This is a genomic window from Mycolicibacterium diernhoferi (assembly GCF_019456655.1).
Taxonomy (GTDB): domain Bacteria; phylum Actinomycetota; class Actinomycetes; order Mycobacteriales; family Mycobacteriaceae; genus Mycobacterium; species Mycobacterium diernhoferi.
The window spans coordinates 2,087,284-2,102,358 of record NZ_CP080332.1; the positions used below are offsets into that span (position 1 = coordinate 2,087,284).

At 67.5% G+C, this 15,075-nt stretch carries 14 protein-coding genes; 11 read left to right on the top strand and 3 right to left on the bottom strand.

All coding sequences use genetic code 11. The features are described from left to right. The first annotated feature begins 18 nt into the window (after positions 1-18). The 3 genes from K0O62_RS09785 to K0O62_RS09795 all read left to right on the top strand — a co-directional run bounded on the left by K0O62_RS09785 (position 19) and on the right by K0O62_RS09795 (position 2,999). The gene (locus K0O62_RS09785; RefSeq protein WP_073855823.1) at positions 19-789 is read left to right on the top strand and encodes a FadR/GntR family transcriptional regulator; all 771 of its coding nucleotides are present in this window, start codon (positions 19-21) and stop codon (positions 787-789) included. Continuing rightward, positions 779-1,681, top strand: a complete 903-nt coding sequence (locus K0O62_RS09790; protein WP_073855824.1) for an enoyl-CoA hydratase/isomerase family protein — start codon at positions 779-781, stop codon at positions 1,679-1,681. The genes K0O62_RS09785 and K0O62_RS09790 overlap by 11 nt, the downstream gene beginning before the upstream one ends. 142 nt (positions 1,682-1,823) lie before the next feature. Beyond that, on the top strand, positions 1,824-2,999 hold the full coding sequence (locus K0O62_RS09795) for a thiolase family protein (RefSeq protein ID WP_073855825.1): 1,176 nt from the start codon (positions 1,824-1,826) through the stop codon (positions 2,997-2,999). A 52-nt stretch (positions 3,000-3,051) separates the two neighbouring features. Here K0O62_RS09795 and K0O62_RS09800 read toward each other — a convergent pair whose 3' ends face one another. Further along, a complete protein-coding gene (locus K0O62_RS09800; protein ID WP_073855826.1) occupies positions 3,052-3,801 on the bottom strand; it encodes a TetR/AcrR family transcriptional regulator in 750 nt (249 codons plus the stop codon). 170 nt (positions 3,802-3,971) lie between these two features. On the opposite strand from K0O62_RS09800, the gene K0O62_RS09805 reads away from it, so the two are divergent. The 8 genes from K0O62_RS09805 to K0O62_RS09840 all read left to right on the top strand — a co-directional run bounded on the left by K0O62_RS09805 (position 3,972) and on the right by K0O62_RS09840 (position 12,524). Beyond that, positions 3,972-4,733 carry a crotonase/enoyl-CoA hydratase family protein gene (locus tag K0O62_RS09805; RefSeq protein ID WP_073855827.1) on the top strand — a complete coding sequence of 254 codons (762 nt, stop codon included), beginning with the start codon at positions 3,972-3,974 and terminating at the stop codon, positions 4,731-4,733. 23 nt (positions 4,734-4,756) lie between these two features. Then, positions 4,757-5,554, top strand: a complete 798-nt coding sequence (locus tag K0O62_RS09810; RefSeq protein ID WP_073855828.1) for an SDR family NAD(P)-dependent oxidoreductase — start codon at positions 4,757-4,759, stop codon at positions 5,552-5,554. 202 nt (positions 5,555-5,756) lie between these two features. After that, positions 5,757-6,593, top strand: coding sequence for an enoyl-CoA hydratase (locus K0O62_RS09815; RefSeq protein WP_073855829.1), 837 nt, complete (start codon positions 5,757-5,759; stop codon positions 6,591-6,593). Between the two features lie 13 nt (positions 6,594-6,606). After that, positions 6,607-7,857, top strand: a complete 1,251-nt coding sequence (locus tag K0O62_RS09820) for an amidohydrolase family protein (RefSeq protein WP_073856172.1) — start codon at positions 6,607-6,609, stop codon at positions 7,855-7,857. Positions 7,858-7,862: 5 nt separating this feature from the next. Further along, positions 7,863-9,464: an acyl-CoA synthetase gene (locus K0O62_RS09825; RefSeq protein ID WP_073855830.1), complete on the top strand. Its 1,602-nt coding sequence runs from the start codon at positions 7,863-7,865 to the stop codon at positions 9,462-9,464. Then, a complete protein-coding gene (locus tag K0O62_RS09830; protein WP_097933762.1) occupies positions 9,461-10,300 on the top strand; it encodes an amidohydrolase family protein in 840 nt (279 codons plus the stop codon). Before K0O62_RS09825 ends, K0O62_RS09830 begins: the two co-directional genes overlap by 4 nt. Beyond that, the gene (locus K0O62_RS09835) at positions 10,300-11,346 is read left to right on the top strand and encodes an acyl-CoA dehydrogenase family protein (protein ID WP_073855831.1); all 1,047 of its coding nucleotides are present in this window, start codon (positions 10,300-10,302) and stop codon (positions 11,344-11,346) included. Before K0O62_RS09830 ends, K0O62_RS09835 begins: the two co-directional genes overlap by 1 nt. Positions 11,347-11,348: 2 nt before the next feature. After that, positions 11,349-12,524: an acyl-CoA dehydrogenase family protein gene (locus K0O62_RS09840; protein WP_073855832.1), complete on the top strand. Its 1,176-nt coding sequence runs from the start codon at positions 11,349-11,351 to the stop codon at positions 12,522-12,524. 76 nt (positions 12,525-12,600) lie between these two features. On the opposite strand, the gene K0O62_RS09845 is transcribed toward K0O62_RS09840, so the two are convergent. Both K0O62_RS09845 and K0O62_RS09850 read right to left on the bottom strand, forming a co-directional pair. After that, positions 12,601-13,833 carry an amidohydrolase family protein gene (locus tag K0O62_RS09845; protein WP_073855833.1) on the bottom strand — a complete coding sequence of 411 codons (1,233 nt, stop codon included), beginning with the start codon at positions 13,831-13,833 and terminating at the stop codon, positions 12,601-12,603. A gap of 85 nt (positions 13,834-13,918) precedes the next feature. Further along, on the bottom strand, positions 13,919-15,064 hold the full coding sequence (locus K0O62_RS09850) for a thiolase family protein (protein WP_073855834.1): 1,146 nt from the start codon (positions 15,062-15,064) through the stop codon (positions 13,919-13,921). Positions 15,065-15,075 lie beyond the last annotated feature (11 nt).

Sequence of the window (15,075 nt, forward strand, 5' to 3'; positions counted from 1 at the left end):
AGCAAGGAAAGGTCGTCGATGGAAGGACGCACCCGGCGGATCCGGCAGCCACGGGTTGCCGAGATCGTCGCGTCCAAACTGCGCGACGACATCCTGTCCGGGCGGTTGCGCGCCGGCGACATCCTGCCCACCCAGGAGAACCTGTACTCCGAATTCGGTGTCAGTCCACCGGCGCTGCGCGAGGCGATCCACCTGCTGGAGACCGACGGTCTGATCGCGGTGCGGCGCGGCAACGTGGGTGGCGCGGTGGTGCAACTGCCGTCGGCCGAGCGCACCGCACACATGATCGGCATGGTGCTGCAGACCCGCGCGGCGACGCCGGCCGATGTCAGCGGGGCACTGTTGCACCTGGAACCGATCTGCGCCGGGATGTGCGCGGCCCGCGAGGACCGGCGCACCGAGGTGGTGCCCTATCTGCAGGCCGAAATCGACTTCCAGACGGCACACTTCGAGGACGTGGAGCAGTACGTGCGCAATGCCCGCCGGTTCCACGAGGCGCTGGTGGCCCGGTGCGGCAACGAGCCGATGATCCTGCTGATCGGCTCACTGGAACTGATCTGGTCCAGCCACGAATCCTCGGTATGGGGCGACGGGGACGAAGCCATGGATCGCAAGACCATGCGTGCCGCGCTGCGCGACCATCAGCGCCTGCTCGACGCGATCGCCGAAGGCAACTCGGCGCGGGCGACCAAGCTCGCCGTCGACCATCTCACCGCGGCACGGCGGACCACGCTGGCCGCCGGCACCGACAGAACAATTGAAGCGAGGCTGATTTCGCATGACCGATGACCGGGTGCTCTTCGAGGTCGATGCGGAGAACCGCATCGCGACCGTCACACTGAACAACCCCAAGCAGCGCAACTCGTATGACGCCGCGATGCGTGGCGAGATCGCCCGTTACCTCGACATCGTCGCGGAGGACGATGACATCACCGTGGTGCTGTTACGCGGGGCCGAGGGGGTGTTCAGTACCGGGGCGGATATGAACAACGCCTACGGCTGGTATGGCGACGAGCGCTCGCGCGAAGAGCAGGGTGCCGGAGCGGGTGAGTCCACGGCTGCCAAGAAGTCCCGGCCCAGTCAGCGTCGCCGACTCACGGTGGACCGCAAGTCCTTTGACTTCTACCACAACCTCCTGGGCTTCCCGAAGGTCACCGTCGGCGAAATCGGCGGGTACGCGCTCGGCGGCGGTTTCGAGATGGCACTGATGACCGACATCTCGGTGATCGCCCGGGACACCAAGATCGGCATGCCCGCCACCCGCTTCCTGGGCCCGGCGCTGGGAAGTCTGCACATGTTCTTCCACCGGCTCGGCCCGGTGCTGGCGCGGCGGATGCTGCTCACCGGCGACATCATCGAGGCCGGCTCGATCGAACATCTGGGGATCTTCACCGATACCTGCGATGCCGACCAGGTGCAGGCTCGGGCCCGGTACTGGGCGCTGAAGGCGGCGAAGATGCCCGCCGACGGCGTGGTGATCGCCAAGGAGGCGTTCCGGCTCGTCGAGCAGAGCCAGGCCTACCAGGGGGAGGAGGTGGCCAGCTACCTGTTCCACGCCTACGGCACCAACCTGCAGTTCTCGCCCGGTGAGTTCAACTTCGTCAAGACCCGGGCCGAGCACGGCACCAAGGAGGCGTTCCGGCTGCGTGACGAGCATTTCCACGTCCCCGAACCCAGCTGACCTTCCCCGCCGAAACGAACAGACGGGCGGGAAAGTGCGAGTGGTTCGCGCCATTCTGTCAGTCTCGGTGACCAGCGGGGCATTACAAATGCTAGCGTTTCTGTAAGTACGATCGACAATCGACAGATTCGAGGTTCCGCCCATGCCCAGCCCCGTCATCGTTGGTGCCGCCCGCACCGCCATCGGCAGGTCCTTCAAGGGGACGCTGGTCAACACCCCGCCGGAGGAGCTGCTCACCCCGGTGCTGGCTGAGGTCGTGCGTCGGGCCGGTATCGACCCCACGGCGATCAACGATCTGATCATCGCGGAATCGAACTACGGCGGCGGCGACCTGGCCCGCTATGTCGCCGACATCCTGGGCTGGCAGTCGGTGCCCGGTCAGGCCGTCAACCGGCACTGTGCCGGCAGCCTGACCGCCATCGGCAACGCGTCGGCGCAGGTCGCGTCCGGGATGGAGCGCGTCGTGATCGGCGGCGGGGTGCAGTCGCTGTCGATGACGCCGCTGACCAACTGGCGCATCCCCGGCCCGGAGCTCAAGTTCGAAGAACGCTGGATGACGCCCACCCACGTGGAGACCCCCGACGCGCCGATGCGGGATATGTCCATCACGGTCGGCTGGAACACCGCACAGTCCGCGGGGATCACCCGCGAGGACATGGACGCCTGGGCCGCGCGTTCGCACCAGCGTGCCGTGGCCGCGCAGGACGCCGGCAAGTTCCTCGACGAGATCGTGCCGATCAAGGTGACCCAGCCCGACGGTTCGGTCATCGAGTTCAGCGTCGACGAGCACCCGCGCCGCGGCACCACCGTGGAGAAGCTCGCCGAGCTCAAGGTCCTGCACCCGGAGATCGAAGGATTCTCCATCACCGCGGGCAACAGCAGTGGCACCAATGACGCTGCCGCTGCTGTCGTGGTGGTCGGTGACGACTACGCCGCCGCGGAGCACCTGAAGGTGCTGGCCAAGGTGAAGGCCTGGGGTTCGGTCGGCGTGGCCGCCCGCGACACCGGTCTGGGCGGCGTGAAGGTCATCGGCCACGTGCTGGACCGTGCCGGCCTGAAGCCCTCGGACGTCGCGCTCTGGGAGATCAACGAGGCGTTCGCCTCGGTGCCGATCGCCGCCGTGCGCGAGTACGGCATCGACGAGGAGCTGGTCAACTTCTCCGGCAGCGGCTGCAGCCTCGGACATCCGATCTCGGCCTCCGGAGCCCGGATGGTGACCACCCTGATCTACGAACTGCAGCGTCGCGGCGGCGGTATCGGCGTGGCGGCGATGTGCGCCGGCGGCGGTCAGGGCGGCGGACTCGTCATCGAAGTGTGATCAGCATCGAAGTGTGATCAGCATCGAGGTCTGATCTACAGCGAGGTGTGCACTACCCGGCGGATTTACCCCGGCCCTTCGGGGCCGGGGTTTTATCTTTGCTGTCGGCCTCGAGTCGCCGGGCGGCGTGCTCCAGGATGCAGTCCAGCCCGAATTCGAAGTTGTTCTCATCCGAGGCGCCGAAGCTGTGGCCCTCCCCGGTGACCTGCGCCAACAGCGGAGCGACCTCCGGATCGATCACCAGGGTCTGGTCGTAGGCGCCCGGGCCCTCGTCGCCGGCCTGGTTCTTCTCGGCCAGCCGTTGCAGCACCACCGACCCCCGCACGTGCAGGGTCACCGCCGAGTAGGTGTCGAAGGCGTCCTCGGGGCTCAGGCCGGCCTCGACCAGTCCGGAGATCGCCTTCTCCATCTCCAGCACGCCGACCTTGGCGGCGCGCGGGCTCAGCGCGGCCCGGATGAGGATGAGATCGCACAGGATCGGGTTGCCGACGAACGTCTTGCGCATGGTCCGGGCGTGGTTGCGCAGCGTCTCGCGCCAGTCCTTCGCCTCGACATACGGTGTGGCGAAGACGTACTCGCTGAGCGCGCGGTCGGTCATCGCGTTCAGCAGGTCGTCCTTCTTGCGGAAGTACCAGTAGATGCTGGTGACCCCGACGCCGAGATGCTTGCCCAGCAGCGGCATGCTGAGGTTGTCGATGCCGACCCGCTCGGCGAGTTCGAAGGCGCCCTTGATGATGTCGTCGGGGTTGATCGATCCGCGCTCGCGACGCTGGCGTTTCTCAGCGACCGGTTGCTTGGCCACGGCGGCACCTCTTTCGCATCGGATGGTGAACCGTCAAGCTTACCGGTAGCCATACCGTCGTCCGGGTACGCGCATTCTCGCAGCGGAATTCGGCCGGTTACCGTAATGGCTATAGTAATGTTTTCCGCTGAGCGAATGACGTTCTCACATCCGACAAGCGAGGTTCACGCGTGGCCGACGAAATCCTGACCGAGCGCCGGGGCCGCACCCTGGTCATCACCATCAACCGGCCCGAGGCGCGCAACGCCTTCAATCTCCCGGTGGCACAAGGCCTCGCGGCCGCGATGGATGAGCTCGACGACAGCCCGGAACTGTCGGTCGGCGTACTCACCGGTGCGGGTGGGAACTTCAGCGCCGGGATGGATCTCAAGGCGTTCGCCTCCGGTGAGCTGCCCTACGTGCCCGGTCGTGGCATCGGGTTCACCGAACGCCCGCCGCGCAAACCGCTGATCGCGGCCGTCGAGGGCTACGCGCTGGCCGGTGGCACCGAGATGGTGCTGGCCACCGACCTGATCGTGGCCTCCCGGGAAGCCAAGTTCGGCATCCCCGAGGTCAAGCGCGGCCTGGTGGCCGGCGGCGGCGGACTGCTGCGGCTGCCGCACCGCATCCCGTACCAGAAGGCCCTCGAGCTCGCGCTCACGGGCGAGAACTTCACCGCCGAGCAGGCCGTGGAATGGGGCTTCGTCAACAAGCTGACCGAACCCGGCGAGGCACTGGCCGGGGCGCTGGAACTGGCCGAGAAGATCACCGCCAACGGGCCGCTCGCGGTCGCGGCGACCAAGGAGATCATCGTCAAGTCCGCGGAGTGGAGCCAGTCCGAGATGTGGGAGAAGCAGAACGCGATCATGGCCCCGGTGTTCGGGTCCAAGGACGCCATCGAAGGCGCCACCGCGTTCGCCGAGAAGCGGGCCCCCAACTGGACCGGTAGCTGATCCTCCGGAGGGGCTGAGACGCAATGGATCTCGGTTTCGCAGGGGCGGCCACCGTGGTGGTGGGCGGCGGCCGCGGAATGGGCTTCGCGACCGCGCAGTGTCTGGCCGACGACGGCGCGCGGGTGGCGATCGTGGGGCGGTCCCCAGAGGTGCTCGACGAAGCCGCCGCGGATCTGGCCCGGCGGGGGAGTCCGGACGCGGTGGCCGTCGTCGCCGACATCGGTGACGACGCCGCGGTGCAGCGGGTGTTCGCCGACCTGGCGCAGCGGTGGGGTGGGGAGATCAACGCCCTGGTCAACACCGTCGGTCCGGGCGCGGCGGGCAACTTCGAGGAGCTGACCGACCAGCAGTGGCAGCAGGCCTTCGACGCCGGCCTGATGGGCATGGTGCGCTGCGTGCGCGCCGCGCTGCCGTTGCTGCGCCAGGCGGAATGGGCTCGCATCGTCAACTTCTCGGCGCATTCGACACAGCGGCAGAGCACCCGGCTGCCGGCCTACACCGCGGCCAAGGCCGCGCTGACCAGTGTGTCCAAGAACCTGTCCCTGCAACTGGCGCCCGACGAGATCATGGTCAACGTGGTGTCGCCGGGCAGTATCTCGTCGGAGGCGCTGCAGGGCTGGGCACAGTCGGTCGGGGTGGACGGCAACGACCCGTACGCCCTGATGGCAGCCATCGACGAACACTTCGGCCACCCGGCGCACCTGCCGCGGGCCGGCCTGCCCGCTGAGATCGGGCCGGTGGCCGCCTTTCTGGCGTCCAAGCGCAATTCCTACATGACCGGCGCCAACATCAACGTCGACGGCGGCAGCGACTTCACCTGAACCGGGTCGCACCCGCATTTCCGGCCACCGCAGGTCGAGCTTCCCGCGGCCGTGAAGGCGCAGATCGAAAAGGCTTGCCGCAACCTCGGATTGACCACGGTGTGATCGCCACTTTGTGCAGGTCGCGGGCCGCATGAGCGGGTTGCGGAATGCACTACCGATAGGTATACAGTATGTATGCCTGAACGGGAGGGGCCGGCCCATGACTGTTGCTGACAGTGTCGGTTCCGAGGTCGTGGGCAACGAGGCCGTGCGCTACGAGGTCTCCGAGGCCGGCGTCGCCGTCATCACGCTGAATCGGCCGGAGCGCCTGAACTCCTGGGGCGCCGACATCTCCAGCGGTGTCTACGCCGCCTTCGACCGGGCCGAAGCCGACGCCGCGGTCCGGGCCGTCGTGCTGACCGGCACCGGCAAGGGCTTCTGCGCCGGCGCCTATATGGGTGCCATGCAGGATCTGGGGGAGTCGATCAGCGGCGACACCGACGTCAGCAAGATCGTCGGCGAGCGGCACCCGCACTTCCTGACCACGCTGCGCAAGCCGGTCATCGCCGCCATCAACGGCGCCTGCGTCGGCATCGGGCTCACCCACGCGCTGATGTGCGATGTCCGGTTCGCCGCCGCCGGTGCCAAATTCGCGACGGCCTTCCCGCGCCGCGGACTGATCGGCGAATACGGCATCACCTGGATCCTGCCGCGGCTGGCCGGCTGGGGAGCGTCGGCGGATCTGCTGCTGTCGGGCCGGACCTTTCTCGCCGAAGAGGCTGCCCAGCTCGGTCTGGTGAAAGCGGTCGTGCCGCCGGAGGATCTGCTACCCACCGCACTCGCCTACGCCGAGGACCTGGCGCGTAACTGTTCCCCGGCCTCGATGGCGGTGATCAAGAGCCAGCTGTACGGCGACGCGGGTGACCCCGTCGTGGACGTGAGCGCCCGCGCCGAGAAACTGATGCACGAATCCCTGGTGCGGCCCGACCTGATCGAGGGCATCTCCGCGTTCCTCGAGAAACGGCCACCGAATTTCCCGCCTTTACAAGAGCTTTGAAAGGTTGACCACCATGACCGACACACCAGAGCGCCTGCCCTACCTGGCCGTCGACGTCGACAATCACTACTACGAGCCGATCGACGCGTTCACCCGGCACCTGCCCAGGGAATTCCGCAGTCGCGGTGTGCAGATGGTGCAGGACGGGAAACGGACGCTGGCGGTGTTCGGCGGGGTGGTCAACCACTTCATCCCCAACCCGACCTTCGACCCGATCATCGAACCGGGCTGCCTGGATCTGCTGTTCCGCGGCGAGATTCCCGAAGGTGTCGACCCGGCCTCGTTGATGAAGGTGGACCGCCTCGCCGATCATCCCGAGTACCAGAACCGGGACGCCCGGCTCAAGGTGCTCGACCGGCAGCGCCTCGAAACCGTGTTCATGCTGCCGACTTTCGCGTGCGGCGTCGAGGAGGGCCTCAAGCATGACATCGAGGCCACGATGGCTTCGGTGCACGCGTTCAACCTGTGGCTGGACGAGGACTGGGGGTTCGACCGGCCCGACGGCCGCTTCGTGTCGGCGCCGATCATCTCGCTGGCAGACCCGGTCAAGGCCGTCGAGGAGGTCGAATTCGTGCTCGGCCGCGGTGCCAAGCTGGTGTGCGTGCGCCCGGCCCCGGTGCCCGGGGAGGTCCGGCCGCGCTCCCTCGGCGACCCGTCCCATGACCCGGTGTGGGCGCGGCTGGCCGAGGCCGGCGTCCCGGTGGTGTTCCACCTTTCGGACTCCGGGTACATGGCGGTGCCGGCGTTGTGGGGCGGCAGCGGCGTGTTCAAGGGCTTCGGTAAGCGCGACCCGCTCGACATGGTGCTCATGGACGACCGCGCCATCCACGACACGATGGCCTCGATGATCGTGCACCAGGTGTTCACCCGGCACCCCGGGCTCAAGGTCGTCAGCATCGAGAACGGTTCCTACTTCGTCTACCGGCTGATCAAGCGGCTCAAGAAAGCCGCCAACAATGCGCCGTACCACTTCACAGAGGATCCGGTGGAGCAGTTGCGCAACAACGTCTGGATCGCGCCCTACTACGAGGACGACGTCAAGCTGCTCGCGGACACCATCGGTGTCGACAAGATCCTGTTCGGTTCGGACTGGCCGCACGGCGAAGGGCTGGCCGACCCGACCACCTTCACCGCCGACATCCCGCAGTTCCCGGAGTTCTCCCTGGAGGACACCCGAAAGGTCATGCGGGACAACGCGCTCGAACTGCTCGGTGATGTGAACCGGGTCGCGCCGGGCGCCCGTGATCTGGCCGCAACGGTCTGACGTCCGTGACCGAATGGACCATCGGCGCTGTCATCGACGCCATCGCCGATGCGGTACCGGACCGGGAGATGACGGTGTGCGGCACCCGGCGCACCACCTTCGCCCAGGGTGCCGCCCGGACCCGGCGGCTGGCCGACTTCCTGGCCGGCCGCGGACTGGGCGCCCACACCGAACGCGGTGAGCTGAACCGGTGGGAGTGCGGTCAGGACCGCGTCGCGCTCCTCATGCACAACGATCTGTATCCCGAGATGGTGATCGGATGCCTGAAGGCCCGCACGGTCCCGGTCAACGTCAACTACTACTACTCGCCGGGTGAGGTCGCCGACCTGCTGACCTACCTGCGGCCGCGGGCGATCATCTACCACCGCTCGCTGGGGGCGAAGTTCGCCTCCGTCCTGGATGCCGAGCTGCTGATCTGCGTCGACGACGGCGAGGGCGAGGAGATCCCGGGCTCGGTACCGCTGGACGAGGCGCTGCGCGAAGGGGATTCGGACGGTGCCCCAGCCGGATCGCCGGACGATCTGTTGATGATCTGCACCGGCGGTACCACCGGACGACCCAAGGGTGTGCTGTGGCGCCAGGGTGACATCTACGTCTCCTCGATGAACGGCGCCGACCACGACGAGGTCGGCGAGATCCACCGGAAGGTGGCCAACGCCGGGCCGCCGTGGTTCGCGGTCTCCCCGCTGATGCACGCGGCGGGCATGTGGACGGCGTTCTCCGGCCTGCTGTCCGGTCAGACGGTCGTCCTGCACGACACCAAGGCCCGCTTCGATCCGCGCACGGTGCTCGAAACCGCCGAGCGGGAGAGGATCGGGCTGATGACCATGGTCGGTGACGCCTACGCCGCACCGCTGGTCGAAGAACTCGGCCGGCGCCGTTACGACCTGTCCTCGATGTTCGCCATCGGTACCGGCGGGGCCGCAACCAACCCGAAACATCAACGGGCGCTGCTGGAACACATCCCGCAGATCACCATCATCAACGGCTTCGGCTCCTCGGAGACCGGCAACATGGGCTTCGGGCACACCCAGCGCCAGACCGAGACCGCCGACACCTTCCAGCTCCGGCCGGGCGGACTGGTACTGGCCGCGGATTACACGAGGTTCCTGGCGGCCGGGGAATCCGAGGTCGGGTGGGTGGCCCGCAACGGCCGGATCCCACTGGGCTACTTCGACGATGCCGAGGCCACCGCGAAGACCTTCCCCGAGGTGGACGGACAGCGGGTGGTGGTCTCCGGCGACCGGGCGGCCCTGGAGTCCGACGGCACGCTGCGCCTGTACGGCCGCGACTCGCTGGTGGTCAACACCGGAGGGGAGAAGGTCTTCGTCGAAGAGGTCGAGGCCGTGCTGCGGGCGCACGCCGCGGTCGCCGATGCGCTGGTGGTCGGGCGGCCCAGCGAGCGCTGGGGTGAGGAGATCATCGCGATCGTCGCGGCCCGCGCCGATGTGACCGCCGACGTCCTGCGCGAACACTGCGGAACGGAACTGGCGCGGTTCAAGATCCCCAAGGATGTGCTGTTCGTCGAACAGATTCGGCGACTGGGTAACGGCAAGGCCGACTACCGGTGGGCGAAGAGTGTCGCAGTGGGAAAGGTTCGAGCGTGACGCAGAAGGTGAACCGTGTTATTGATTGCCTGGCCAACGTGCACTTCGGTGAGACGGAGAACCAGCCCACCTTCATGAAGAAGGTGCGCGACGACTACTTCAAGGGTCCGAGATCGCTGTACGACCCCATCGACCTGGGCCAGATGCTCGAGGAGATGGACACCCACGGCGTGCAGCGGGCCATCCTGATGGACTCGCTGGCCAAACCGTCGGTGACGGCGCGCAAGTTCGTCGAGGCGCACCCAGACCGGTTCGCACTGGCGATGGGCGGGGTAAACCTGTTGCGGCCCATCCCGTCGCTGCGCGAACTCGAGGCCATCACCAAAGACCTGCCGGTGATGTACACCGTTGTGGGCCCCAGCTTCTGGGGGGACGGCCAGTACCCGCCCAGTGACGCGGTGTACTACCCGCTCTACACCAAGTGCGCCGAACTGGAGCTGCCGCTGTGCGTGAACACCGGCCTGCCCGGACCGCCGATCCCCGGGGAGGTGCAGAACCCGATCCACCTGGACCGGGTGTGCGTGCGGTTCCCCGAACTGAAGCTGTGCATGATCCACGGCGCGGACCCGTGGTGGGACATCGCGATCCGGATGCTGATCAAATACCAGAACCTGCGCCTGATGACCTCGGCCTGGTCGCCGAAGCGACTGCCGGAAAGCCTGATTCACTTCATGCGGACCCGCGGCAAGAACAAGGTCATCTTCGCATCCGACTTCCCTGTGCTGCGGATGGAACGCGTGGTACCGGAGGCGCTGGCACTGGATCTGCCCGCCGACGTGATGGACAACTACCTCTACAACAATGCCCACGATTTCTTCTTTGGGGAAGGCAACTGATGGATCGTTACGAGCTGCGCAGACTGGATTACAGCCTGACCGAGGACCACAAGGATCTGCAGGCGGCCTACAGACAGTTCTTCAAGACCCACTGCGACATCGAGGCGGTGCGCGCGGCCGAACCGGCCGGCTTCGACAAGAGCCTGTGGGAACGGTTGTGCGGTATGGGCGCAACGACGATGGGCCTGCCCGAGTCGGTCGGCGGTGACGGCGCCACCCTGGTGGACCTGACGCTGGTCGCCGAGGAGATCGGCCGGTCGCTGGCACCGGTGCCGTGGATCGATCACGTGGTGGCCGCCCGGCTGCTGGCCCGGCTCGGTGCGCTGGAGTCCGCCGAGATCGTGGCGGGCACCCAGCTGGTGGTGCTGGACCCCCAGCAGGTCGCACCCACCGGTACCCGGCTGATCCCGGCCGGGTCGATCGCCGACCACATCCTCGTCCGCGATGGGGAGGACATCGTGCGACTCGGGTTCTCCACCCGGCCCGCCAAAGTCGACAACATCGGCAAGCTGCCGATGGCCTGGGTCGATCCCGGCGCCGCGGACACCCGGGTGGTGCTGGCGAGTGGCGCCGGCGCACTGGCCGAATACCAACGGGCCCTGGATGAATGGCGGCTGCTCACCGCGTCGGCGCTGGTCGGCCTGGTCGAGGAGACGATGACCATCGCCGCCGAGTTCTCCAAGACCCGCTACACCCTCGGGGTGCCGATATCCACGCTGCAGGGCATCTCGCATCCGCTGGCCAACATCGCCATCACCGTCCAGGGCGGGCGCGGGCTGGCTCGGCGGGCCGCGTGGTTCCTGGACAACGAACCCGACGAACGACCCGAACTCGGGCCGTCGGCGTTCGTGTTCATGGCCGAGGGGGCCGCCAAGGCCGCCACCATCGCGGTGCACGTGCAGGGTGGCCTCGGCGTCTCGGCGGAGGCCGCCGCCACCGCGTACCTGGTCCGCGCCCGCGGCTGGGCGCTGGCCGGCGGTGACCCGGGCGCCACCGCCGTCCGCATCGCCCAGATCGTCTCGGCTCGCGAGAGCCAGGAGGTATAACCATGGATTTCTCAGTCGTCGAACTGTCCGCGCAGGACAAGGCGTTCCAGACCGAGCTACGCGAACTGCTGTCCCGGGTGGTCACCGAGGACGTCATCCGCCGGGACCGGGAGACCGGCGACAACTTCGACGAGGACGTGCACCTGGCCCTCGGCGCGGCCGGTTACCTGGAGCGCGAGTTCAAGCCCGAGGGGGACGGCGGGTTCACCCGGGTGCAACGCCGTATCTGGGCGCTGGAGCGGCGCCGCGCGGAGGTGCCGTGGGTGACCTGGGGGACCACCATCATGATCGCCCGGTCGGTGGCCAAGTTCAGCGCCCCGGAGGTCCGCGACGAGGTGCTGCGCGGGGTGTTCGACGGCACTGTCCGGATGTGCCTGGGCTACACCGAGCCCGAGGGCGGCTCCGACGTCGCCACCTGCAAGACCCGTGCGGTACGCGACGGCGACCAGTGGGTGATCAACGGCTCCAAGATGTTCACCACCGGCGCGCACAACTGCCAGTACACCTTCCTGATCACCAACACCGACCCGGATGCTCCGAAACACAAGAGCCTCACCATGTTCCTGGTGCCGCTGGACACCCCGGGGGTGGAGATCCAGGGCATCCGCACCGTCGACGGGGACCGCACCAACATCGTCTACTACTCCGACGTCCGGGTCGACGACAAGTACCGGATGGGCGAGATCAACGGCGGCTGGACGGTGGTGCGCGAACCACTCGACGCCGAGCACGGCGCGGTCGCGGCGGCCGATGACGGCCTCGACGATGTCGCGATCATGTCGCATCAGGCGATGTTCATGGCCGAAGCCGCGGACAACGTCGCCGCCCTGGCCGCCCGGACGGGGTCCATCGAGGACGGATCCGTGGCCTACCGGCTGGGCCGCGCGCACGCGCGGTTGGAGGTGGCGCTGTCCAGCCCGAGCATCTTCGGCCGCGTCGCCATCGCACAGACCATGCGCGACATCTCCCCGGACCTGATGGACATCGCGGGATCGGTTGCGGCCCTGCCGATCGGCACCGACGGCGGCGCGGACGACCGCAGCGAGTACGTCTACCGGTTCGCGCCGCTGGTCGGCATCTACGGCGGAACCCTGGAGGTATTCCGCAATATGATCGCCCAGCACGTGCTGGGGATGGGCAAGCCCAACTACTCGCCGCCGGGCAAGAAGGTGTCGTAGCTGTCGAACCACCGGTCGGCGAGCGCCGGGAGCGGCTGGTGCGCCGGATCCCCAGATCGCTGGTGGCCGTGGGCCGTCAGGGTACGGTCAGCGCCGGTGGTGTGACGGCGGCGGGATCCGGGTTGGCGATCGGCAGTCCCATGAACCTCCGCGCATTGTCACCCATGAAGTCGTAGGTGCGCCGGACGTCCATGCCCTCGGCGTACTTCCAGAAGCCCCGCGGCTCGGGCAGACCCTCGGGGTGCGGGTAGTCCGAACCGAACATGACCTTGTCCCAGCCGACGGTGTTGACCACGTCGGACACACAACCCTCCCAGAACGGGCTGACCCAGATGTTGCGGCGGAACACGTCGTGCGGGTGCTCCGGGAAGTTCTGCGGCATCTTCTTCTGCAGATCCTCGAAGTCGTTGAACAGCGGAAAGATCCAGCCGCTGCCGTTCTCCACGCTGGCGATGCGCAGCTTCGGGAACCGGGTCAGGGTGCCGTGGCAGATCAGCGCGGTGATCATGTCGGCGATCTCACGGTGGCCGAGCACCATCCAGCGGAATGCGCTCTGGGTCATGAAGTTCTGGGTATGCGCGGGCTCCCACTTGTTGACGTAGTCGTCCAGCGGTGGGTAGCTGGCGTGCAGCACGATGGGCAACCCGGCGGCCTCCACGTCCCGCCAGAACGGGTCGAATTCCGGCAGTGCGGGGGAGCGCCAGCCATGCAGACCGTTGACCGGTCCCGGTTTGATCAGGGCGGCCTTGGCGCCGCGGTCCACGACCCACTCCAACTCGCGCTGGGCGGCGTCGACCTCGGACAGGTTGATGATCGGCGTGGTGAACAGCCGGTCGGCGTGGTTGAAGGACCAGTGCTCGTGGATCCACTCGTTGAGGGCGTGGATGATCGCCAGGGTCAGCTGCGGATCGTCGGCGCTGGAGTGCTCGACCAGGCTGCCCAGCGTCGGGTAGTTCAGCGCCTCGGTGACGCCCTGGCGGTCCAGTTCGGCGACCCGTGCCTCGGGGTTGCGGGTGGCCTCCGGTGCCTCGATGGCCCTGCCCTGCATCTCCCGCAGCGTCAGGCCGTCGGTGTTCTCACCGGCGAAGAACTTCTCGTGCGCGCCCGGCGCGGCGACCCGCTCGAAGGTCGGGTTGGGGATGAAGTCGGTGACCCGGTTGTTGATCACCACCCGGGTCTGCCTGCCGAACTGGGCGTACTGCACGGCGCGGCTGTACTTCTCGGGCAGGAACTTGATCAGCGCGTCGCCGGTCTCGTACATGTGCTGGTCGGCATCGAAGATCGGTGCGTCCCGGAACTGCTCGGTCATCGGAAGCTGCCTTTCTCAGGAGGCCGAGATCGACGAAATGGTGGGATTTACTCGCACTTTTCCGCCGGTTTGTTCGTTTGGGCGGTCAGAGACTGAGCACGGTGGCGCCGGCGGTGCCGGGCGCGCCGTACAGTTGCGCGAAGCCCACCCGCGGGTTGCCGGGGACCTGCCGGTCGCCGGCCTCACCGCGCAGTTGGCGCACCAGCTCGTGGATCTGGCGCAGGCCGGACGCGCCGATCGGCTCACCGTTGGCGATCAACCCGCCGTCGGTGTTGATCGGCAGCGATCCGCCGATCTCGGTGGCGCCGTCGGCCAGCAGCTTCTCCTGGTCCCCGTCGGCGCAGAAACCGCACTCGGCCATGTGGATGATCTCCGCCCCGGCGTCGGTGTCCTGCAGCTGCACCACATCGACGTCTTCGGGCGCGACACCGGCCTTCTCGAAGGCCGCCCGCGCCGCGTACACCGTCGGCGCGACGTCCTCGACGACCGGTGCGCAGGTGGTGTTCACCTCGTAGGCGCCGTAGCGGCGGGTGCGGACCTCGACCGCGCGCAGGTACACCGGTTTGGAGGTGTACTTGTGCGCCAGGTCGGCCCGGCACATCACCACCGCGGCCGCACCCTCGTCCGGTGCACAGAACATGTACTGGGTCAGCGGGTAGTTCAGCATCGTCGAGTTGAGGATGTCGTCCTCGCTGATCGGCTTGCGCCGGAACGCATTGGGATTCAGCGCGCCGTTGCGGAAGTTCTTGTTGGCCACCTTGGCCAGCGTGCGCGCCGAGATGTTGTGCTCGTGCAGATACCGGTTAGCCTTCATGCCGAAGAACTGGGTGGTCAGGTACTGGCCGTTCTCGGCGTACCAGCTCGGCATGCCCACCAGGGCCGGGTCTTCGGTGAAGGCGCCGCGGGGATGCTTGTCCAGGCCGACGGCGATCCCGATGTCGTAGTCGCCCAACCGGATACCGTCCGCGCAGACCTTGGCGGCACTGGCCGCGGTCGCGCAGGCATTGAACACGTTGGTGAACGGAATGCCGGACAACCCGACCATGCCCACGATGGCGTCGGGGTTGGCCACCGTCCAGCTGCCGCCCGTCGCCGCCCCGATGTCCTTCCACTCCACCCCGGCGTCGGCGACCGCGGCGAAGATGGCGTCCACACCCATCTCCATCGCCGACTTCCCCTCGAAGCGGCCGAACGGGTGCAGGCCGACCCCGATGATGGCTACCTCATGCATGATCAGGCTCC